The organism is Kitasatospora kazusensis (assembly GCF_039529945.1).
In the GTDB taxonomy this organism is placed as follows: Bacteria; Actinomycetota; Actinomycetes; order Streptomycetales; family Streptomycetaceae; genus Kitasatospora; species Kitasatospora kazusensis.
Genome location: NZ_BAAANT010000061.1, coordinates 1 through 21342 on the forward strand (window position 1 = coordinate 1; position 21342 = coordinate 21342).

A 21342-nucleotide genomic window follows, 5' to 3' on the forward strand; every position below is an offset into this window, starting at 1 on the left:
GCCCCTCAAACGTGCCCACCACCGCAACTGGCCACCACCAGAAGCGACAACAGCCACCATCACCCAGCCAAGAACAACCTAAAGTCACCAGCATTGGCCCTAGGCCCTCAGGTTCCGGATGGCCCGGGTCTGCGGGGTGAGGGTTTCGAGCCTGGCCCGCAGGCGCTCGGCGCGCGGATCGCCGATGCGCTCCAGGAGTTCGAGCGCCTGCTGCCAGTGGTCCCGGCCCTCCGGGGTCTGGCCGTGGTGGCACAGGGCGTTGCCGAGGTTGAGCAGGACGGTGGCTTCGACGTAGACGTTGCCGAACTGCCGGTGCAGCTCCAGGGCCTGCGACAGGATCGCGACCGCCGCCTGCTGGTCACCGAGTTGGAGGCGGATGTCCCCGAGGTTGCCCAGCGCGACGGCCTGGGAAGCCGAGGAACCGATGGACCCCAGGATCTCGGCGGCCTGCTGGAAGCTCTCGGCGGCCTCGGGCAGTTGGGCCAGCCCGGCCCGGGCGAAGGCGATGTTGTTGAGGGAGTTCGCCTCGGTCGTGCGGTCGCCGATCTCGCGGCTGATGGCGATGGCCTCGTCGTAGGTCGCGAAGGCCTCGTCGTTGCGCCCGAGGTTCTGCAGCACGTTGCCGATGTTGCCCAGCGTCGCCGTCTGCGCCAGCCGGTCACCGCTGGCGCGCCGGACGGTCAGGGCCTCGCGGTAGTAGTCGAGCGCCTCTTCGTTGCGGTTCAGGTCGTGGTGGGCGATGCCCAGGCCGTTCAGGATGCGGCTCTCACCTCTCTGGTCACCGAGCCGACGGGTCGCATCGAGGCCGATCTTGTAGGTGTGCAGCCAGTCGGTCCAGTGCTTGCGCAGGTCGTAGAACGACAGCAGGCTGACGGGCAGCTTCCAGGCCAGCTCGAACAGCTCGGCGCGCCCGGCCTGTTCCGTGACGGCGAGCAGGTTGGGACGTTCCGTCTCCAGCCACGCGAGTGCGGCGTCGCGGTCGCGGAAGGTCAACGGCGGACCGTCGAAGTCGACCGGCGGGAGATCCAGCCGCAGCGGGAGCGGGCGCAGGTGCCCGCCCGCAGCGGCGCAGGTGTGCAGGTACCAGGTGGTCAGCCGGCGTACCGCGTCGGCGCGTTGCTGGGCGGAGTGGCCCTGGTCGGCCCGTTCGGCCGCGTACACGTGCAGCAGGTCGTGCAGGGCGTAGCGGTCGGACGGGCGCGCCTGGACGAGGTGGGCCCGGGAGAGGGCGTCCAGGGAGCGCTGGGCCCGGTGCGGTGCGACGGCCAGCAGCGCCGCCACCGCCGGCGGGGTGATGTCCGCGCCGTTCCACAGGCCCAGCATGGCGAAGGCGTCGGCGTCCTCGGGTACGAGTGCGTTGAAGCCGACCGCGAAGCTGGTGCGTACGGCGCGGTCCTCGACGTGGAGTTCGTCCAGCAGCCGGTTCTCGTCGCGGAGCCGGCCGGCGAGCGTGCTCACGGTCCACCCGGGCTGGCAGACCAGCCGGCTGGCGGCGATGCGGACGGCCAGCGGCAGCCCGGCACAGACCTTGAGGACCTCGGCGACGGCGTCCGGCTCGTCGCCGGCCGGCCCGCTGCCGACGACGCGGGTGAACAGCTCCGTCGCCTCGCCGTCGGTCAGCACTCCCAGGGTGAGCCGGTGCGCGCCGTCCAGCCCCGGCAGGGCACTACGGCTGGTGATCAGCACCGCGCAGGTCCCCGTGCCGGGCAGCAGGGAGCGCACCTGAGCGGCGTCCCTGACGTTGTCGAGCAGGATCAGGAGCCGCTGGCCGGCCACGGTGCTGCGGTACAGCGCCTCCCGCTCCTCGAAATCCACCGGCAGGTCCTCGGCGCGGACGCCCAGGGCACGCAGGAACTTGGCCAGCACATCACCCGGATCCGCCGGCGTTCCCCCGCCGCCGTGCAGGTCGGCCCGGAGCTGGCCGTCCGGGAAGGCAGGGGCCAGCCGGTGGGCCACATGGACGGCCAGGGTGGTCTTGCCGATGCCTCCGGCGCCGCTGACGACGCAGACGGACAGTGCGCGGGAGCCGCCGACGGCCGGGCCGACGGCAGCCGGGGTGCCGCCCAGCGCGGCGTACAGGGACTCCACCTGGGCGTCGCGTCCGGTGAAGTCGGGTACGTCCGGGGGCAGTTGCCTCGGTATGGTGCGACCGGCGGGCCCGGGGGCGCCTGGTCCGGGCCCACCGGCGGGTCCGGCGCCGGACGAGGAGGCCGTATCCGCCTTGCCGCCCGCATCCGCCGCGGCGGCCGCGTCCGGCGCCGCGGCAGCGGGCGGCGTCTCCCGGGCGACCGGGGCCGCGCCACCGGTCAGGACTTCCCGGTGTGCCTCCTGCATCAACGCGCCGGGCTCGACCCCGAGTTCGTTGACCAGAGTGCGGCGCAGCCGGAGGTAGACGTCCAGCGCCTCGGCGCGGCGGTCGGTACGGTGCAGGACCAGCATCAACTGGCGGTGGAAGGCCTCCCGCAACGGCTGGGCGGCGATCAGACCGGTGAGCTCGGGGGCCAGGCCGTGGTGGCGGCCCAGGCCCAGCTCCGCTTCCATCCGCCACTCCAGCGCCTGCCAGCGGGCGTCCGCGAACAGCTCGACCTGCGGCTGCGCCTCCTCGACGTCCGCGAGCTCCGGGAGGGGGTCGCCGCGCCACAGCTCCAGCGCCTTGCCGGTCTCGCGCCGGACCGCCGTCCAGTCCCGGCCGATGTAGGCGGCCCGAGCGGCCTGCAGCGCGCCGGTGAACTCCTCGGCGTCCAGTTCCCCGTCGCGGACCCGCACCGCGTATCCGCCCGCGACCGTCAGGATCCGCGACTCCGCGGCACCCTCCTCGGCCAGCGTCCTGCGCAGCCGCGCCACGTGGTTCATCAGCGAGGCACCGGCGGTGGCCGGCGGACGCGCGCCCCACAGCGCCGACTTCAGCCGGTCGGTCGTGACCGGCTGGTTGGGCTGCAGCAGGAGGACGGCCAGGAGTCTCCGAGCCGTCGGGGAGCCGATCGGACGGGTGGCCGCACCGTCCTGGACGGACAGCGGACCCAGCACGCTGAACCGCATCTGGACACCTTCTGGACCTCGTACGACTGGGCAGGCGGACCGCCCTCGCCACAGTACCAGTGGGGCGCCGACCGCTGATCGTCCGCATCGAGCCGCTCGGCGACGGCGGCTCCGGGGACCGGGCCGCCGCACTCGCGGCAGCGCGGCTGCGCGCCGGTGGAGCCCCCAGCCTGGGTGTCTTCTGACCATGCTGGGAGTGGCCGGAGAGATCGGTAACGGGTCCATCACTCCCTGACGGCACATCATCTACGGCTGTGACGCTGTCTCCTGTTCCGCCCGTGCCCAGCAGAGGACAGCGCATGCCCGACGGTTTCACACCCCCGCCCGCCTGGGGCCGGCCCCAGCAGGAGCAACCCGTCGACCCCGAGTGGCTGCCCTCCGGTGCGGCCATGCCGATCGAGGACCTCCCGCAGTGGCAGCAACGCCCGCCGAGGCAGACCACCCCGAAGAGCATGAAGATCGGCATCGCCATCGTGGGCGGACTGGTACTGATCGGCGGCTGCGGCGCCCTCGTCGGCGGCCACAAGGACACCGCCGCCACGAGCGTCGCGGCGGCGGCGCCCGCGCCGACCCTGCCGCAGCCCACCGTCACTCGGACGGTCACCGCACCGGCCGCAGCCCCGGCGCCCGCCCCTGCCGTCACCGTCACCGTCACCGCCACCGTGACGACCACCGTGACGGCGACCACCACCGCCACCGTGACCGCGGCGGCGCCCCCTCCCGCCGCCCCCGCACCGGCCGACACCATCCCCGGCAACGGCACCTACCTGGTCGGAACGGACATCCAGCCCGGCACCTACAAGACCGCGGGCCCCGACAGCAGCCTCGGCGACTGCTACTGGCAGCGCAGCAAGGACAGCACCGGGAGCTTCGACTCGATCATCGCCAACGACAACCTGGCCGGCCAGGGCGTGGTCACGATCAGGAGTTCCGACGTGGAGTTCAAATCGCAGGGCTGCCAGGCCTGGGTGAAGGCCGGCTGACCGGAGGCGGGCGGCCCCCAGCCCCGGGATGCTGGGACGGGGCGGAGACGGGGGCGGAGACGGGTGGCTCACACCCGGATCCGTCGTGAGTGCGGTGGGTTTAACGGCGCGGCTGCCGTGATCGTCACCTGTCGGCAACAGGGCTCTCCTACATTGTCCGGTGACGGGGGACGGGCCCGCGCTCGGCCGCTCCGACTCCGACCGGGGACCGTCAGGGGCCGATCTGGGAGGACCACGGTGGCTGAGACGACGGAGGCGGGGACAGCGGGGGCGGGGACGGCGACGGCCACCCGAATACGGACGGTCTGCTCGTACTGCGGCGTCGGCTGCGGGATCGTGCTGGACATCGCACGGGGAGCCGACGGCCGGCGGACGGTGGCCAAGGCCTCCGGCGACAAGGACCACCCGGCCAACGGCGGCCGGCTGTGCACCAAGGGCGCGACCCATGCCGAACTGTCGGCCGCACAGGGGCGGTTGGCCACGGCGCTGGTCCGGCCCGAGCGCGGCACCGAACCCGTGGCGCTGGGCGTGGACGAGGCCGTCGCCGAGACCGCCCGGCGCCTTCGGGCGGTCCTCGACACGCACGGGCCCGACGCGCTGGCCCTCTACGTCTCCGGCCAGATGTCGCTGGAGGCGCAGTACCTGGCCAACAAGCTCGCCAAGGGCTTCCTGCGGACCAACCAGATCGAGTCCAACTCCCGGCTGTGCATGGCCAGTGCCGGCAGCGGCTACAAGCTGTCGCTGGGCGCCGACGGCCCACCCGGCTCGTACCAGGACTTCGACCGCGCCGACGCCTTCTTCGTGATCGGCGCCAACATGGCCGACTGCCACCCGATCCTGTTCCTGCGCATGATGGACCGCGTCAAGGCCGCCGGCGCCAAGCTGATCGTGGTCGACCCGCGCCGCACCGCGACCGCCGACAAGGCCGACCTCTTCCTGCAGATCAGACCGGGCACCGACCTCGCGCTGCTCAACGGCCTGCTGCACCTGCTGGTCGAAGGCGGCTGGACCGACCCGGAGTTCATCGCCGAGTACACCGAGGGCTGGCCGGAGACGGCGGCCTTCCTGGCCGACTACCCGCCCGCGAAGGTGTCACGGACCACCGGCATCCCGGAGGCCGACATCCGGCGGGCCGCGCAGTGGATCGGCGAGGCCGGCGAGTGGATGAGCTGCTGGACGATGGGGCTGAACCAGTCCACCCACGGCACCTGGAACACCAACGCGCTGGTCAACCTGCACCTCGCCACCGGCGCGATCTGCCGCCCCGGCAGCGGCCCGTTCTCGCTCACCGGCCAGCCCAACGCCATGGGCGGCCGCGAGATGGGCTACCTCGGGCCCGGCCTGCCCGGCCAGCGCTCGGTCCTGGTCGACGAGGAGCGCCGCTTCACCGAGGGGCTGTGGGGCGTGCCGGAGGGCACGCTGCGTACCGAGGTCGGGCGCGGCACCGTCGAGATGTTCGAGCGGATGGCCGCCGGCGAGATCAAGGCCTGCTGGATCATCTGCACCAACCCGGTCGCCTCGGTCGCCAACCGCCGCACCGTGATCGAGGCACTGGAGACGGCCGAACTGGTCGTCACCCAGGACGTGTTCGCCGAGACCGAGACCAACTCCTACGCCGACATCACGCTGCCCGCCACGCTCTGGGCCGAGTCCGACGGCGTCATGGTCAACTCCGAGCGGAACCTCACCCTCGTCCAGGCCGCCGTCGATCCGCCCGGCGAGGCCCTGCCGGACTGGCAGCTCATCGCCCGCGTCGCCTGCGGGATGGGCTTCGCCGAGGCGTTCACGTACACCTGCGCCGAGGAGGTGTTCGAGGAGCTCAAACAGGCCTGGAACCCGAAGACCGGCTGGGACCTGCGCGGTGTCACGTACGAGCGGCTGCGCGGCACCCCCGTGCAGTGGCCGGCGGCCTCCCTCGACGGCCCGGACCGCAACCCGGTCCGCTACCTCAACGACGGCGTCAGCCAGACCCTCGTCGAGCGCCCGGACGGCAGCCGTCCCCGGCTGGTGTTCCCGACCGCGTCCGGACGGGCCTCCTTCTTCGCCCGCCCGCACCTGCCCACCGCCGAACTCCCCGACGACGACTACCCGTTCGTCCTCAACACCGGGCGCCTGCAACACCAGTGGCACACCCTGACCAAGACCGGCAAGGTCGCCAGGCTCAACAAGCTCAACCCCGGGCCCTTCGTCGAAATCCATCCGCAGGACGCCTCGGCGCTCGGCATCGCGGACGGAGACGGGGTGGAGGTGGCCTCCCGGCGCGGCCGGGCCGTGCTGCCGGCCGTCGTCACCGACCGGGTCCGGCCCGGGAACTGCTTCGCGCCGTTCCACTGGAACGACCTGTTCGGCGAGTACCTCAGCGTCAACGCGGTGACGGACGACGCGGTCGACCCGATCTCCTTCCAACCCGGCTTCAAGGTCTGCGCGGTGGCCCTCACCAGGACCAGCGCACCCGTCCCGGCCACCGGCCCGGCCACCCGGCCGGCCCAGGACCAGCCGGTCCACGACCAGCCGGCCGGCGGTGCGCCGGTCGTACCGCTGCCGGAGCGGGCCTCCCCCGCCCCTGCCCCCGCCGTCGTCCCCGCGCTCATCGACCTGTTCGGTCTGGGCGACCTCACCCCGCCGGTCCTCGCCGACCACGAGCGGCGCTACCTGGCCGGATTCCTCGCCGGGCTCGCAGCGGCTCCGCCCGGCGGCAGCGCCGCCGTGCCGGCACTGCCGCCGGGCGCCCCCTTCGACGCCCGGCACGCCCTGTGGATCGACGGCGTCCTGGCCGGCACCCACTCCCGGACCGACGGACCGGCCGCCGCCGGACCGTCGGCAGGACCAGGTGCCCGGTCGGCACGAACCGCCGCCGAGGCCTCTCCCCCGCGCCGGGTCGTCGTCCTGTGGGCGTCACAGACCGGCCGGGCGGAGGACTTCGCGACCGCCGTCGGCAAACGCTTCGCCGAGGCCGGGCGGCCGGCCTCCCTGCACAGCATGGCCGACCACCCGCCCGGGATCCTGTCGCCCGGCACCGACCTGCTGCTGATCACCAGCACCTTCGGCGACGGGGACGCCCCGGACAACGGCTCCGCCTTCTGGCAGGCGCTCGGCGCCGCCGACCCGTCCGGCTTCGAGGACGTGCGGTACGCGGTGCTGGCCTTCGGCGACTCCAGCTACGACGACTTCTGCGGCCACGGCCGTCGGCTCGACGAGCGCCTCCACGAGCTCGGTGCCGCGCGCCTGCTGCCACGGGTCGACTGCGAGCCGGACTACGAGGAGCCCGCCGAGCGCTGGCTCGACCAGGTGCTCGCCGCGCTGGCCACCCGGGCACCCGCAGCGCCGGCAGCACCCGCGGCGGGGGCACCGGCCGTGCGGCCCGGCCGTGCGGCCCGGCCGACCAAGGCCGCCCCCTGGGTCGCCCGGCTCTCCGGCAACCGGCTGCTGAGCCGGCCCGGCGGGAACAAGGAGGTCCGCCGGTTCACCTTCGACCTGGGCGAGGAGGGCATGGAGTACGAGGCGGGCGACGCCCTCGGCGTCTGGCCGGTCAACTGCCCCGACCTGGTCGCGGAGTGGCTGGCTCTCACCGGCCTCTCCCCGGAGGAGGAGATCGTCCTGGGCGGCGCAGCACCCATGCCGTTCGCGCAGGCCCTCCAGCGGCATCTGGACATCACCCGCATCACCCCCGACCTGCTGCGCTTCACCGCCGAACGCACCGGCGACCGCGAACTCAAGCAGCTGACCCGCCCGGACAACAAGGACGGCCTGGCGAAGTGGGCCTGGGGCCGGCAGGCGGTGGACCTGCTCGCCGAGTTCCCCGTCCGGGTCGGCGCACAGGAGTGGGCGGAGCTGCTCAGAGGGCTGCAGCCCCGGCTGTACTCGATCTCCTCCAGCCCGCTCACCCACCCGCGCGAGGTCGGCCTGACCGTCTCGGTGCTCCGCTACGAGGGGCCGCACGGCCGGCAGCGCAAGGGCGTCGCGTCGGCCTTCCTCGCGAACACCGAGCCGGGCAGCCCGGTGCCCCTGTTCGTCCAGCGCTCCGCCCACTTCCGCCCGCCGGCCGACCCGGGCACGGCGGCGATCATGGTCGGCCCGGGCACCGGCATAGCCCCGTTCATGGGCTTCCTGGAGCAGCGCCGGGCCCTCGGCCACCACGGCGGCAACTGGCTGTTCTTCGGCGAGCAACGCCGGGCCACCGACTTCTACTACCGGCAGGAACTGGAGGAGTTCCGTCGGCACGGCACCCTGACCCGCCTCGACCTCGCCTTCTCCCGCGACCAGCGGGCCAAGGTCTACGTCCAGGACCGGATGCGTGAGAACGGCGCCCAACTCTGGTCCTGGCTCCAGGACGGCGCCCACTTCTACGTGTGCGGCGACGCGAGCCGGATGGCGAAGGACGTCGACCAGGCGCTACGTGAGATCGCCACCGCCCACGGCGGCCTGAGCGAGGAGGAGGCCGCCGGGTACCTGAGGCAGCTCGCCACCGACCGGCGCTACGCCCGGGACGTCTACTGACCGGTGCCGTCCGGTACCGCCCGCCGTCCGGATACCGGCCTCGCCGACGCCCGCACCGATCCTCCGGTACGAACGGTACGAACACGAAGACCTCACCGGCCTTCGGCCACAGCAGATTTGTGGCTTCCGCCAGTACGAAGCCCCGCTCGACGGGAGGGAGACTTCCCGCCAGGGGCTGCGGCCTGTCCCGAAGGCCGACGCCGAGGGCAGAGGGGGAACAGCACGATGAGCGGTCAGCTGTACGACGAGATCGGCGAGGCGTTCGAGGGCTTCAAGACCCTCCCGCTCGCACGCTACGGCGAGGTGCCCGGCTTCCTCGCCCTCGTGGGGGACGTGAACGGCAGGTCGGTCCTCGACCTTGCGTCCGGAACCGGCTTCTACAGCCGGGAGTTCAAGCGCCGCGGCGCATCCCAGGTCCTCGGCGTCGACATCTCCTCCGCGATGGTCGACGCCGCCCGGGCCCTGGAGGACGGCGACCCGCTGGGTGTGCACTACGAGGTCGGTGACGTCGCCGAGCTGCGCGCCTTCGAGCAGCCCTTCGACCTCGCGGTCGCGGTCCAGCTGTTCAACTACGCCGAGGACGTCGCCACCATCGAGCGGATGTGCCGCAACATCCACCGCAGCATCGCGGAGGGAGCCGGGTTCTTCGCCTTCGTGCAGAACCCGGACTTCCAGTTCGACGGACCGTCCCTGGAGAAGTACGGCTTCCGCTGCGAGTCGCTCGGCGAGAGGACCGAGATCGGGCCGCGCGTGCGGATCACCGCACTCCTCGACCCGCCGATCTCGTTCGTCGCGAACCCGCCCAGCCGCGAGGTCTACGAGAAGTGCCTGCGGGCGGCCGGCTTCGAGGAGCTCACCTGGGTCCCCCTGGAGATCTCCGCCGCCGGCGTGCGCGAGTACGGCGAGGACTTCTGGGCGGACTACGCCGCCAACCCGCCGCTGACGATGCTGCGCTGCCGCGCCTGACCCCGGGTCCCGCGTCGTGCCGCAGCTGCGGCCGTGGCCGCAGCGTGGTGCGGCACGGGCCCGCTCCCGGCCGTGGCCGCCCGGGAGCGGGCCCGTGAACGGACGCTCCGCCGTCAGGCGTGGGCCTCGGCGCACTGCGGGTGGCCCCAGCTGCTGCCCACCTTGGTGATCGTGTCGCCCTTCGCGTAGGGACGGCTGCACGGGCAGGTCCCGGCGTAACGCGCGGCCAGGGTCCGCGAGCCGCCCGAGGAGCTCCGCTTCGTGGGCGAGGAGGCGGAGCGTCCGCCACGCGCCGCGGAGCTCGAAGCCGGTTCGGGCACGGGGAGGTCGGCAGCGGTCCCGCCGGCCGCCTCCTGGGTGCGGGCGGCGTCGCTGGCGGCCTTGTCGGCGATAGCGTTCAGCGGATCGCCGTCCACCTGGTGCGCGGCGACGTAGACGAAGGTGACGTCCCGCCCCTCCAGGAGCGCGTCGATGTCCTGGATCAGCTCGCGGTTGGCCACCGGCTTTCCGGCGGCGGTCTTCCAGCCGTTGCGCTTCCACCCGACCAGCCACTTCGTCACCGCGTCCCGGGTGTACGTGCTGTCGAGGCGGACCTCCAGCGCCACGCCGGGATCCGTCGCGGCCAACAGCTGCTGCAACGCCATCAGTTCACCGATGTTGTTGGTGCTGTGCCCGAGCGGACCGGCCTGCCAGCGCTGCGGGACCCCGTCGCCGTCCGCGACCACGAAGGCCCACGCCGCCGGCCCCGGGTTGCCCTTGGCTGCTCCGTCACATGCTGCGATGACTCGTTCGACCATGCACCGATCATGCCAGGCCCGCACAGCACGGCCCGCCGCCGCAACGGACGACCCGTGGTGCCCGAGGTCCCGTGGAGCCGCCCGCACGGACTCCCGCCACAGCCGTCACCGGGCCGGCCGACGGATCAACTGCCGAAGCGCAGCCGCTGGTAGCGCTCCCACAGGTCCGGCCGGTCCGCCTTGCCGAAATACCTGTTCAGGAGCATCTCCAGGAAGGTGCTCTCGGCCTCGTCGGTCCCGCGCCGGTACCTGTCGCGGGCTGACTCCACCCGAGCGCTCACCGGCCGCCAACCCTGCGGGCTCGGCTCGACCGTGACCTCGAAGACGCAGTGACCGGTCCAGCTGCGGCAGAACAGGAGCCGATCGCCGTCGAGGAAGGCATCCCACTTCTCCTCCATGGCCTGGGCCTGGACGCCGTGCCGGATCCGCTGCCACTGACCGGGCGTCCAGACGAGGTCCGGAACCCGGATCGGTTTCGGACGGCTGACCGGGGTCAGTCGCGGGAAGTCGGCCCGGCTCGCGTCCGTGCCGACCCGGTCCGACTCCAGCCACTGCGGCAGTGGTTCCACTGCGGCGCACCAGCTCCCCGGGATACCCGGAACGCCGAGGCGGGCGGCCAGGATGCCACCCACGATCGCGCAGGTGGTGTCGACGTCCCCGCCTGCGGAGGCGGTGGCCCACAGCCCGGCCTCGAAGTCGTCCAGGTATCTGGCCGCGCACCACAACGTGAACGGCACCGTGTCCACCGCGCTGACCTGCCGCCCGTTGCCCAGTCGGTGAGCGGCCAGCTCCACATGCGGCTGGTCGAGCAGTTCCAGCGCCTCGGCCACGCCGTCGCGGACCTTCCCCGCCGGGGTCAGCCCGAGCACCGGCTGCAAAAGCTCCTGCGGCGTGATGCGCCGGCCTCGACTGCGTGCGGCGCAGGCGGCCGCCACCGCGACCGCGACTCCTCCGGCCACCGCCTCCGGGTGAGTGTGCGTGACACCGGCCGACCGGGCGGCCTGCCACGCGGTCTCCTCCAGGTCCGCGGCGAACCAGGCCCCGAGCGGCGCCACCCGCATGGCGGAGCCGTTGCCGAAAGAGCCTTGCCCGTCGAACAGTCCGGCGGCGAGCTCCCGCCACGAGCCGCCCTCCCGGATCTGCCGGAGGAGCCGGTTCATCGCCGGGCCGTATCCACGGTCGAAGTCGTGCCGCCGTGCGAAGGACTGCGCCAACTCCCACTCGTTCACCGTGCCGCGCGACCGCAGCACGGCCGACACGGAGCAGGCCATCTCGGTGTCGTCCGTCCACGGCCACGGTCCGGCCGGGAGCCGACGCTCACGTAGGGCGGGCAGGTTCTCGGGGACGAAGAACTGGGCGCCGAACGCATCACCGACGGCCAGTCCGTACAGGGAGTCGCGCGCGGCGGCGCGGTGATCGAAGCGAGGCAAGGAGGTCACGGGGAGGGACTGATCAGTCATCACCGGGCATCATGCCAACACCTCCGACGGCGAACCAGCGGATTTCGCCGGTGCTCCGCTGCGCCGTCCACCGCAGGGAGCCGACCTGCGACGCAACCACGGTCCACAGCGCGAACGGCGGGGACGGCGGGGACGGCGGGGAGTCGGCCCAAGGATCTGACGCGCCTCGGCAGGCCGGTGACAGCGACCCCGCGCCGCCGCGCCACCCCGCCCCGCCCCACCGCTCGGCGGAGCGGCTAGCCGGGCTCGCCGGGGCGGGCCAGTCCGGACTGGTAGGCGATCACGACCAGTTGGGCCCGGTCGCGGGCGTCCAGCTTGGCCATCGCTCGGTTCACGTGGGTCTTCGCGGTGAGCGGGGTGATGAACAGCCGGGCGGCGATCTCCTCGTTGGACAGACCCGCCGCGACCAGGGTGACCACCTCGCGCTCGCGGGCGGTGAGCGCGGCCAGCCTCGCCGGCAGGCCGTCCGGGACGGCCACGGCGGGCTGGGCCAGGAAGCGTCCGATCAGGGCCCGGGTGGCGGCCGGGGAGAGCAGCGCGTCACCGGCCGCCACCACCCGGATCGCGGTCAGCAGCTCCTCCGGGTCGATGCCCTTGCCGAGGAACCCGCCGGCCCCGGCCCGCAGCGCCTCCGCCACGTACTCGTCGTTCTCGAAGGTGGTCAGCACCAGCACCTTCACCGCGCCGAGCGCCGGATCGGCGCTGATCTCCCGGGTCGCGGCGACGCCGTCCAGCTCCGGCATCCGGATGTCCATCAGCACCAGGTCGGGCCGGAGCGCCCGGGTCATCGCCACCGCCTGGCCGCCGGTGCCGGCCTCGCCGACCACCTCCAGGTCGTCGGTGGAGTCGATCAGCAGCCGGAAGGTGCCGCGCAGGAGGGCCTGGTCGTCGGCGAGCAGCACGCGGATGGTCATGGGTCAGCCCTTGGTTCGCAGCGGGAGTTCGGCGTGCACCCGGAAGCCCCCGCCCGGGCGGGGACCGGCGTCCAGGGTGCCGCCGGCGGAGCGGGCCCGCTCCTGCATGCCGATCATCCCGTGCCCGGTGCCGGAAGCGTCGCCGTGGAATCCTTTGCCACTGCCGTAGCCGTCTCCGTTTCCGTCGTCGGTGACGGTGACGGTGAGTGCCGAGGCCCCGGTCTCCAGCCGCACCAGGGCGGCACCGGCACCGGCGTGCTTGTGGGTGTTGGTCAGCGCCTCCTGGATGATCCGGTAGGCGGTCAGCTCGGTCAGCTGCGGCAGTTCGCCGACGGGGCCGGTGCGTTCCAGGCCGACGGTCAGCCCCGCGTGCCGGAACGAGTCGAGCAGCGCCGGCAGGTCGGCCAGGCCCGGCGTCGGCTCACGCGGCTCCTCGCCGTCGTCCCGCTCGCGCAGCAGGCCCACCGTGGCGCGCAGCTCGTCCAGTGCGGCCCGGCTGGTGTCGCGGATCCGCTCCAGCGCCTGGTAGGCGTGCTCCGGGTCGCGGCGCATCAGGTGGTGGGCGACACCGGCCTGGGCGTTGACCAGGGTGATGTGATGGGCCACCACGTCGTGCAGCTCGCGGGCGATCCGGATCCGCTCCTCGGTGACGCGGCGCCGGGCCTCCGCCTCCTTGGTGCGCTCGGCCCGCTCGGCCCGCTCCCGGTAGGAGACGAGCAGCTCCCGGCGGCTGCGCAGCGCGTCGCCGAGGGCGACGGCGGCGCCGGTCCAGCCGAGCACCCCGAGGTTCTCCGCCAGCTTCTCGACCCCGGGGCGGAAGAGCAGCCCGGAGACCAGCAGGACCACCGCCGAGGCGCAGCCGGTGCGCCAGGCGGTGGCCCGGTCGGTGGTGATCGCCACCCAGTAGAGCGCGAAGATGACGGAGACCGGCGTGGAGGCCACCGCAGGCGTGAGCGCGAAGCTGAGCTCGGCGGCCAGCACGGTGGCCACGGCCACCGCGATCGGCCACCGGCTGCGTACCAGCAGCGGCAGGCAGGAGAGCACCAGTACGAGCATCGTGACCGACACCGACTTGTGCTGCTGGTAGGCGGCGCTCAGGGCGATCGGCACGCCGATCGCCAGGCAGATGAGGGTGGCGACGACGTCGGCGACGGCCGGCCGTACCCGCTGCCAGTCCCGGAACCGTTCGAGCATCGCCATCCCTCCACCTTAGGTCGACCGGTCAGGCCCGGCCGACGACGGTCAGCTGGGGGGCCGACGCCGGTTCCTGGTCCTGGTCCGGCTCGCCTTCCACCGACACGTGCGGCAGCACCCGGTCGAGCCAGCGCGGCAGCCACCAGTTGGCCCGCCCGAAGCGGTGCATCAGCGCAGGCACCAGCACCAGGCGCACCAGCAGCACGTCCAGCAGCACCGCCACCGCGAGGCCGACACCGAACTCCGCGATCATGCGCTGACCGCCGAAGATGAAGCTGGCGAAGACCGATCCCATGATCACCGCAGCGGCCGTGATCACCAGCCCGGTCTCGCCGTGTCCCACCCGGACGGACCGGCGGTTGTCCCCGGTGCGGTGCCACTCCTCGTGCATCCGGCTGATCAGGAAGACCTGGTAGTCCATCGAGAGCCCGAACAGAATGGCGATGATCATCGTGGGGGCGAACGCCTCCACCGGCCCGGCCGCGCCGGCGCCCAGTGCCTCGGAGCCCCAGCCCCACTGGAACACCGCGATGATCGCGCCGAACGCCACACCGATGGTGAGCAGGTTCATCACGGCGCCGATCAGCGGGATCAGCACGCTGCGGAAGGCGATCATCATCAGCAGGCAGCCCAGGCCCACGATGATGCCGACGAACAGCGGCAGCTTTCCGGTGAGCACGTCGGCAAAGTCCGCGGAGGTCGCCGTCGCGCCGCCGACCAGCACCTTCAGCCCGGTGCCCTGCTCGGCCGCCGGGATCACGTCCTGGCGCAGGTGGGTTATCAGGTCCGAGGTCTGCGCGGACTGCGGCGAGCTGGTCGGCACCACGCTGACCGGGGTGACCTGCTGGCCCGGCTTGACCGGCAGCTCGGCGACCCGGGCCACGCCCGGCGTCGTCCTCAGCTCGGCGACCAGGTGGTCCAGGGCCTGCCGGTCCTGCGGCCCGGTGCTCTGCGCGACCAGCAGCAGCGGCCCGTTGGAGCCCGGGCCGAAGCCCTGCGCCATCAGGTCGTACGCCTGCCGGGTGGTGCTGCTCTTGGGGTTGTTGCCCGCATCGGAACTGCCGAGGCGCAGCGAGAGGACCGGCAGCGCCACCGCGACCAGCAGTGCCAGGGCCACCACGGCCTTGCCCAGCGGGCGTGCCTCCACCTTGTGCGCCCAGCGGGTGAACGCCCCGCCCTCGGCACCGGCCCGGCCGCCGGCATCGGCACCGGCGCCGGCCACGTCCAGCGGCGCCCGGCCGGCCAGCTCGCGGCGCTGACGGCGGCTCAGCACCCGTAGCTTCAGCAGGCCCAGCATCGCGGGCAGCAGGGTGATGGCGGCCAGCACGGTCAGCGCCACGGTGACCGCGGCCCCGATCGCCATACCGTTCAGGAAGCCGATGCCCAGCACCAGCATGCCGAGCAGTGCCACCACCACGGTGGCGCCCGCGAACACCACGGCGCGACCGGAGGTGTTCAGCGCACGGACCACCGACTCCTCGACGCTCAGGCCCGTCATCAGGCCCTTGCGGTGCCGGTTGACCACGAAGAGCGCGTAGTCGATGCCGACGCCGAGGCCGACCAGCGAGGCCAGCGTCGGTGCGGTGTCGGCCAGCGACATGCCGTGGCTGAGCAGACCGATGCCGATCACCCCGGCGCCGACCCCGGCCGCGCCGGTCAGCACCGGCAGCACGGCGGCCCAGCCGGACCGGAAGATCAGCAGCAGGATGGCCAGCGCGGCCGCGACACCGATCAGTTCGCCGGCGCCGCCCATGTGCCTCTCGGTCTTGGCGATCGCGCCGCCGCCCGACTGCACGTCCAGCGCCGGGGTACGGGCCTGGTCGGCGAGCTTGACCACCTGCTCGGCGTCGGCCGGGGGGACGTACATGGCGTCCTGGTCGAAGACCACCTGGGCGTACGCGGTGCGACCGTCCGGACTGACCTGCGCGGCGCCGTGCGGGCCGTACGGGCTGGACACCGAGGCGACGCCGGGGCTGTGCGCGATCGCGTCCAGCGTCCCGGTCATCCGGTCCCTGACCGCCGGGTCGGTCACGGATCCGCCGTCGGTGGTGTGCCAGACCACGGTGTCCTGGTCACCGGCGGCGGCCGGCAGGCTCGACTTCAGCAGGTCCATCGCCTTGCTGGACTCGGTCGACGGCAGGGACATGCTGCTGCTGTAGGCGGTCCCGATCTTGCCGGAGACCACACCGAGGCCCACCAGCAACCCGAGCCATAGCAACACGGTCACGAGCCGGTGCCGGTGGCACCAGCGGGCAAGGACAGACATCGGACCTCCTGAATCCTGGAACCCTTCCAGGCTCCGCAACCGAGGCGAATCCGTCATCCAACGTGTGCAGACACTCGGCCTGCTGCGCTCGTAGTACTCCGGCGTCGGCCTACCGCGATCGCGGTGTCCGCACCACGCACAGCGCACCGTGCCGCGCACCGGTACCGACGGCCCGCCCACCAACTGCCCGCCGATCCGGACGGCGCCGGCGCCCGGGGGGCAACGACCGAGGAGACCGTCCGACAGCGCAAGGCCGCCGGCAGACCGACGGTGAACCGCCCTCCGGGCGAAGCACACCGCCCGAACGGTGATTTCCGGCCGGACCCGGGATCGCCCGGCTCCGACGCACGTTCGCAGTCGGTCGCCGGAGGGCGGGATCCTCGCCCCCGGTGGGTGAAACGCGCCCACCGGGACCGACCTGGCGTCAAATGACTGATGCGCGGTGCACACACCACCGGAGAGAGTGGCGGCCGACGGATCTCACGATCCCGGGATTCCAGGATCCCCGGAACAGAGCGAAAAGAGCCTGACATGACTCGCACTTGGTTGATCACCGGCGCCTCCCGGGGCTTCGGGCGGTGCCTGGCGGAAGCGGTCCTGGAGAGCGGGGACCAGGTCCTGGCCACGGCCCGTCGGCCGGAGCAGCTGGCGGACCTGGTCTCCCGCCACGGGGCACGGGTCCGTACCGCCGCCCTGGACGTGACCGACGCGGCTGCGGCCCGTGCCGCCGTCGACAGCGCGGTCACGGCGTTCGGGCGGCTGGACGTGGTGGTGAACAACGCCGGGTACGCCAACAGCGGGCCGATCGAGGAGATGTCGGACAAGGACTTCCGCGAGCAGTTCGAGGCGAACTTCTTCGGGGTCGTCAACGTCACCAGGGCGGCGCTGCCGGTGTTGCGCGCGCAGCGCTCGGGCGTGTTCGTGCAGTTCTCCTCCCTGGGGGGCCGGGTCGGCGGCACGCCGGGAATGGGCGCCTACCAGGGCGCGAAGTTCGCCGTCGAGGGCTTCTCCGAGGTGCTGGCCGCCGAGACCGCACCCTTCGGGGTGAAGGTGGTCATCGTCGAGCCCGGCGCCTTCCGGACGGACTGGCAGGGCTCGTCCATGGAACTGCACGCGGTGGGATCCGACTACGAGGAGACCGTCGGCGCCATGAACCGGTACCGGCAGGAGAACAACGGCACCCAGCCCGGCGACCCGGCCCGCGCCGCCCGGGTGATCATCGACGCCCTCGGCCAGGACGACCCGCCCCGCCGCCTGCTGCTCGGCGCCCAGGCCGTGACCGCGGCCCTGGCCTCCGGCGAGGCGCGTGCCCAGGAGGCCCGTAGGTGGGCCGGGGCGAGCGCCGCCGCCGACTTCCCGGCGGGGCAGTGACCGCATCCGCTGCCCGGTGCCCGGTGCCCGGGGTCCGTTCCTCCTGCTGGGCGCGGTCAGGCGCCGTGCCAGGACCTCCACAGCGCCGCGTAGCCGCCGTCGGCCGCCAACAGTTCGTCGTGGCTGCCCAGTTCGGTGATCCGGCCGCCGTCCATGACCGCGACCCGGTCCGCGTCGTGCGCGGTGTGCAGGCGGTGGGCGATGGCGATCACGGTGCGGCCCTTGAGCACGGCCGCCAACGAGCGCTCGGTGTGCCGGGCCGTGGCCGGGTCGAGCAGGGAGGTCGCCTCGTCCAGGATCAGCGTGTGCGGATCGGCCAGGACCACACGGGCCAGGGCGAGTTGCTGGGACTGCTGGGCGTCCGGGCGGTACCCGCCGGCGCCGAGCCCGGTGTCCAGCCCGTCCGGCAGCTCGTCCACCCAGTCGACGTCGACGGCGGCCAGCGCCGCGTGCAGCTCCTGGTCGGTGGCACCGGGTGCGGCGATCCGGAGGTTGTCCCGGACGGAGCCGAGGAAGACGTGGTGCTCCTGGGAGACGAGGACGACATGGCGGCGCAGCTGGGCCGGGTCCAGCTCGGCGACGGGCACCTGCCCCACCGTGACCCGGCCGGTGCGCGGCACCTCGACGCCGGCCAGCAGCCGGCCCAGGGTGGACTTCCCGGCGCCCGAGGGGCCGACCACCGCGAGCCGCTCGCCGGGGCGGACGGTCAGGTCGACGCCGTGCAGGACGTCCCGCTCCCCCTGGTAGGCGTACCGGACGCCGACCACGTCGATCCGGCCGTCGGCGGGCTGCCCGCCGCCGGCCGCGACCGGGGCGACGGCCCGGCCGACGCCCTCGACCCTGGCGAAGGCGGCGTTGCCGCCCTGGAGTTGGTCGATCCACAGCAGGATCTTGTCCAGTGGTTCGGCGAGCTTCCAGAAGTAGAGGGCGCTGGCGATGACCGCGCCGCCGCTGACCGCGCCCGTGCTGTTCAGGGCGCCGCCGATCAGCAGGATGACCGCGACCGGGGCGATGTACGAGAACTCGACCACCGGGAAGAGCACGGTGCGCAGGTTGAGCGTGTGGGTACGGGTGGTGCGGCAGCTCTCGATCGCCTCGGCGGCGGCGGCGATCCGGCGCTCCTGGAGGCCCAGCGCCTCGACGGTGCGGGCCCCGGCGGCGGTGGAGCCGAGCACCTCGGCGAGCACGGAGTTGGCGGCGCCCTCGGCGAGGTAGCCGGCGTGGGCACGGCGCAGGTACCAGCGGGCGGCGAACCAGATCCCGGACAGGCAGAGCACCCCGCAGATGCCCAGCGGCAGGCTGACCGCGAGCATCGCGCCCAGGATGAAGACGACCTGGACGAGCGCGACGAAGACCTCGGGCCCGGCGTCGCGCAGGGTGGTGCCGACGGTCGTGACGTCGGCGGTGCCGCGTGTCAGCAGGTCACCGGTGCCCGCGCGCTCGGCCACCGAGGCGGGCAGAGCGAGCGCCCGCTCGACGAACTGCTCGCGGATCCGCGCCAGCGTCCGCTCACCGAAGCGGTACCCGGCGTACCGGGCGAAGCGGCCCAGCAGCAGCTGCGCCAGCGCGAAGCAGAGGATGCCCAGGGCGAGCCGGTCGACACGGCCGGTCCCGGCGCCGTGCTTGACGTCGTCGATGATCCGGCCGAGCAGCCAGGGGCCGCCCAGCCCGGCCGCTGCGGCCAGCCCGTTGAGAGCGAGCATCACGACGACCGGACGGCCGTCCTGGCGCACCAGCCGGACGGCGGCACGGCGGGCCTCGGCGGCGCCGGCGACCGGGAGCCGCCCCTGGGCCGCCTCGGTCCGAGCGGTCATCGGACGGCCTCCTCGGCGAGCACGGACGCGGACGCGGTGGCGGCGGTGGCAACGGCGGCCTCCTCGGCGAGCGCGGACGCGGACGCGCCCGCGACGGCGGGTCCGTCGCCGCCGCGTGCCACCAGTGCGCGGTAGCCGGGCTCCGACGCGAGCAGCACCCGGTGCGGGCCGGCGGCCACCACGCGGCCGTCGGCGAGGTAGCAGACGGTGTCGGCCCGCTCCAGCAGGACGGGGGAGGTCGAGGTGAGGGCGGTGGTGCGCCCGGCGCGCGCCCGGTACAGCCCGGCGGCCATGGCCGCCTCGGTGTGGGCGTCCACGGCGGAGGTGGGCTCGACCAGCAGCAGCACCTCCGGGTCGGCCAGCAGGGCACGTACGAGCCGCAGCCGCTGGCGCTGCCCGCCGGAGAGGTTGCCGCCCCGGGCCTCGACGGGCGTGTCGAGACCGTCGGGCAGCGCTTGCACGACGTCTTCGGCGGCGGCGTCCCGGACGGCCTGGGCGATGGCCGCGTCGGCGCGCTCGGCCCGGCCCCCGACCACCGTACGCAGCGGGCCGGCGAACAGGTCGGCATCGTTGTCCGCCACCACGATCCGGGCCCGGACCTCGGCCAGCGCGACCTCCGCGAGCGGAACGCCTCCCCAGTCGGCAGCGGATGCGCGGTAGCGGCCGAGCCGGTCGAGCACGGCGGCGGACTCGGCCGGGCGGGCGCTGACGATCGCGGTCAACTGCCCGGGGGCCACCGCCACGCCGGAGTCGGGGTCGTGCAGGGCGGACGGTCCGACAGGAGCCGGGCGGAGCGTCGCGGCGTCCTCGACGGCGGGTGTCAGGTCGAGGATCCGGACCACCCGCCCGGCGGCCACCAGGCCCCGGGTGAGGTCGTACCCGCCCTCGATGAAGGAGGAGACCGGGACCACCAGGACGGCGACGTACCCGTAGACGGCGACCAGCGTGCCGACCGTGACGGTGCCCTCGGCGGCCAGCCGGGCGGCCAGCCAGGTGACCAGGGCGAGGAAGAGGGCGGGCAGGCCGACCGCGAACGTCTGGATCCAGCTGGTCACGGCACCGACCCGGTAGCCCTCGGCCTGCAGGCTCCGCGAACCGCGCAGATGGCGGCCGGCCAGCAGCTCCTTGCCGCCGATGCCGTTGAGGACGCGCATGCCGCCGACGATGTCCCCTACCCGGGCCGTCAGCACGCCCTGCTGCTCGCGGTACTCCGACTCCGCGCCCTGGAGCCGCTCCAGCAGCGGCCCGACCACCACCGCCAGCAGCGGCACCCCGAGCAGCACGACGACCGCCAGCGGGACGGAGACCGACAGCAGCAGCACGGCCGCCACGAGGTACGCGATCACCGCGCCGACCCCCGGGCCCGTGATCGTCAGCGTCCGGCTGATCTGCGCGACATCACCCGTCCCGACGCTGACCACCTCGCCGACCGAGACCTTGCGCGGCAGCTCCGCCCCCAGCCGGGTCGCGTGCGCGACCACGACCTTGACGGTCCGGAAGGTGGCGTCCATCCGGACTCGCGTCATGATGCGGTGGCGCATGATGCCCAGCCAGGCGTTGAGCAGCGCCACGCCGACCAGCGCGGCCACCCAGCCGACCAGGACACCGGTCCTCCCCGGCAGGAGCCCGTCCTCGATCGCCCGCTTCATGAGGTACGGCGGCAGCAACAGGCAGACCATCCAGATGCTGCCGAGCACCGCACCGCCCACCACCCGCCGACGCTGACTCATGGTCAGCCACCACAGGTAGCGCGCCGCGCTTCGGTGATCCGGCGTACCCGGATCAGCGTACGAGTCCGTCATGAGCGATACCCTAACCGGCTCTCCCGCGCCCCAGCCAGAATGTTCTTCCCATTCCTCGACGGGCTATGACTGTGGCCGCCACCGGCAGGTGGGCGTTAATTGCGGAGAACCAGTTTCGTGGCATCTGCCCAGGCTGACGGAGCCATCTCCACCGATCCGCGAACAGCCGATTTACGGGGGAAAGGAACTTCCAGCGCATTTCGTGAATTCTCGGGCAAACCCGCCAAGAATTGCCTGGT

12 protein-coding genes and 1 pseudogene are annotated in these 21342 nt (G+C 73.2%); 5 read left to right on the forward strand and 8 right to left on the reverse strand.

What is annotated here, in order from left to right; all coding sequences use genetic code 11:
• Positions 1-99: 99 nt before the first annotated feature.
• The gene (locus ABD330_RS29735) at positions 100-3039 is read right to left on the reverse strand and encodes an AfsR/SARP family transcriptional regulator (RefSeq protein ID WP_344469344.1); all 2940 of its coding nucleotides are present in this window, start codon (positions 3037-3039) and stop codon (positions 100-102) included.
• Between the two features lie 59 nt (positions 3040-3098).
• Between ABD330_RS29735 and ABD330_RS29740 the strand changes: the two genes are divergently transcribed.
• The 4 genes from ABD330_RS29740 (at position 3099) to ABD330_RS29755 (ending at position 9485) form a co-directional block, all read left to right on the forward strand.
• On the forward strand, positions 3099-3224 hold the full coding sequence (locus ABD330_RS29740; RefSeq protein WP_344469345.1) for a hypothetical protein: 126 nt from the start codon (positions 3099-3101) through the stop codon (positions 3222-3224).
• A 114-nt stretch (positions 3225-3338) separates the two neighbouring features.
• Entirely contained in the window at positions 3339-4022 is a 684-nt protein-coding gene (locus ABD330_RS29745; protein ID WP_344469347.1) for an Rv1352/Rv1906c domain-containing protein, read from the forward strand.
• A gap of 237 nt (positions 4023-4259) precedes the next feature.
• Positions 4260-8519, forward strand: a complete 4260-nt coding sequence (locus tag ABD330_RS29750) for a bifunctional nitrate reductase/sulfite reductase flavoprotein subunit alpha (RefSeq protein WP_344469350.1) — start codon at positions 4260-4262, stop codon at positions 8517-8519.
• Positions 8520-8744: 225 nt separating this feature from the next.
• Complete coding sequence (locus tag ABD330_RS29755) at positions 8745-9485, forward strand: class I SAM-dependent DNA methyltransferase (protein ID WP_344469352.1); 741 nt, start codon at positions 8745-8747, stop codon at positions 9483-9485.
• A 113-nt stretch (positions 9486-9598) separates the two neighbouring features.
• On the opposite strand, the gene ABD330_RS29760 is transcribed toward ABD330_RS29755, so the two are convergent.
• The 5 genes and pseudogenes from ABD330_RS29760 to ABD330_RS29780 all read right to left on the reverse strand — a co-directional run bounded on the left by ABD330_RS29760 (position 9599) and on the right by ABD330_RS29780 (position 16077).
• Positions 9599-10282, reverse strand: coding sequence for a ribonuclease H family protein (locus tag ABD330_RS29760; protein ID WP_344469354.1), 684 nt, complete (start codon positions 10280-10282; stop codon positions 9599-9601).
• A gap of 545 nt (positions 10283-10827) precedes the next feature.
• Positions 10828-11742: pseudogene (locus tag ABD330_RS29765) on the reverse strand (ADP-ribosylglycohydrolase family protein); the annotation flags it as partial.
• Positions 11743-11978: 236 nt separating this feature from the next.
• Positions 11979-12656, reverse strand: a complete 678-nt coding sequence (locus ABD330_RS29770; protein WP_344469356.1) for a response regulator — start codon at positions 12654-12656, stop codon at positions 11979-11981.
• Positions 12657-12659: 3 nt separating this feature from the next.
• Positions 12660-13856: a sensor histidine kinase gene (locus ABD330_RS29775; protein WP_344469358.1), complete on the reverse strand. Its 1197-nt coding sequence runs from the start codon at positions 13854-13856 to the stop codon at positions 12660-12662.
• A 22-nt stretch (positions 13857-13878) separates the two neighbouring features.
• Positions 13879-16077, reverse strand: coding sequence for an MMPL family transporter (locus ABD330_RS29780; RefSeq protein WP_344469360.1), 2199 nt, complete (start codon positions 16075-16077; stop codon positions 13879-13881).
• 570 nt (positions 16078-16647) lie between these two features.
• Between ABD330_RS29780 and ABD330_RS29785 the strand changes: the two genes are divergently transcribed.
• Positions 16648-17487, forward strand: a complete 840-nt coding sequence (locus tag ABD330_RS29785) for an oxidoreductase (RefSeq protein WP_344469362.1) — start codon at positions 16648-16650, stop codon at positions 17485-17487.
• Between the two features lie 56 nt (positions 17488-17543).
• On the opposite strand, the gene ABD330_RS29790 is transcribed toward ABD330_RS29785, so the two are convergent.
• Positions 17544-19301 carry an ABC transporter ATP-binding protein gene (locus ABD330_RS29790; protein ID WP_344469364.1) on the reverse strand — a complete coding sequence of 586 codons (1758 nt, stop codon included), beginning with the start codon at positions 19299-19301 and terminating at the stop codon, positions 17544-17546.
• Positions 19298-21103: an ABC transporter transmembrane domain-containing protein gene (locus ABD330_RS29795; RefSeq protein ID WP_344469366.1), complete on the reverse strand. Its 1806-nt coding sequence runs from the start codon at positions 21101-21103 to the stop codon at positions 19298-19300. Before ABD330_RS29795 ends, ABD330_RS29790 begins: the two co-directional genes overlap by 4 nt.
• Positions 21104-21342 lie beyond the last annotated feature (239 nt).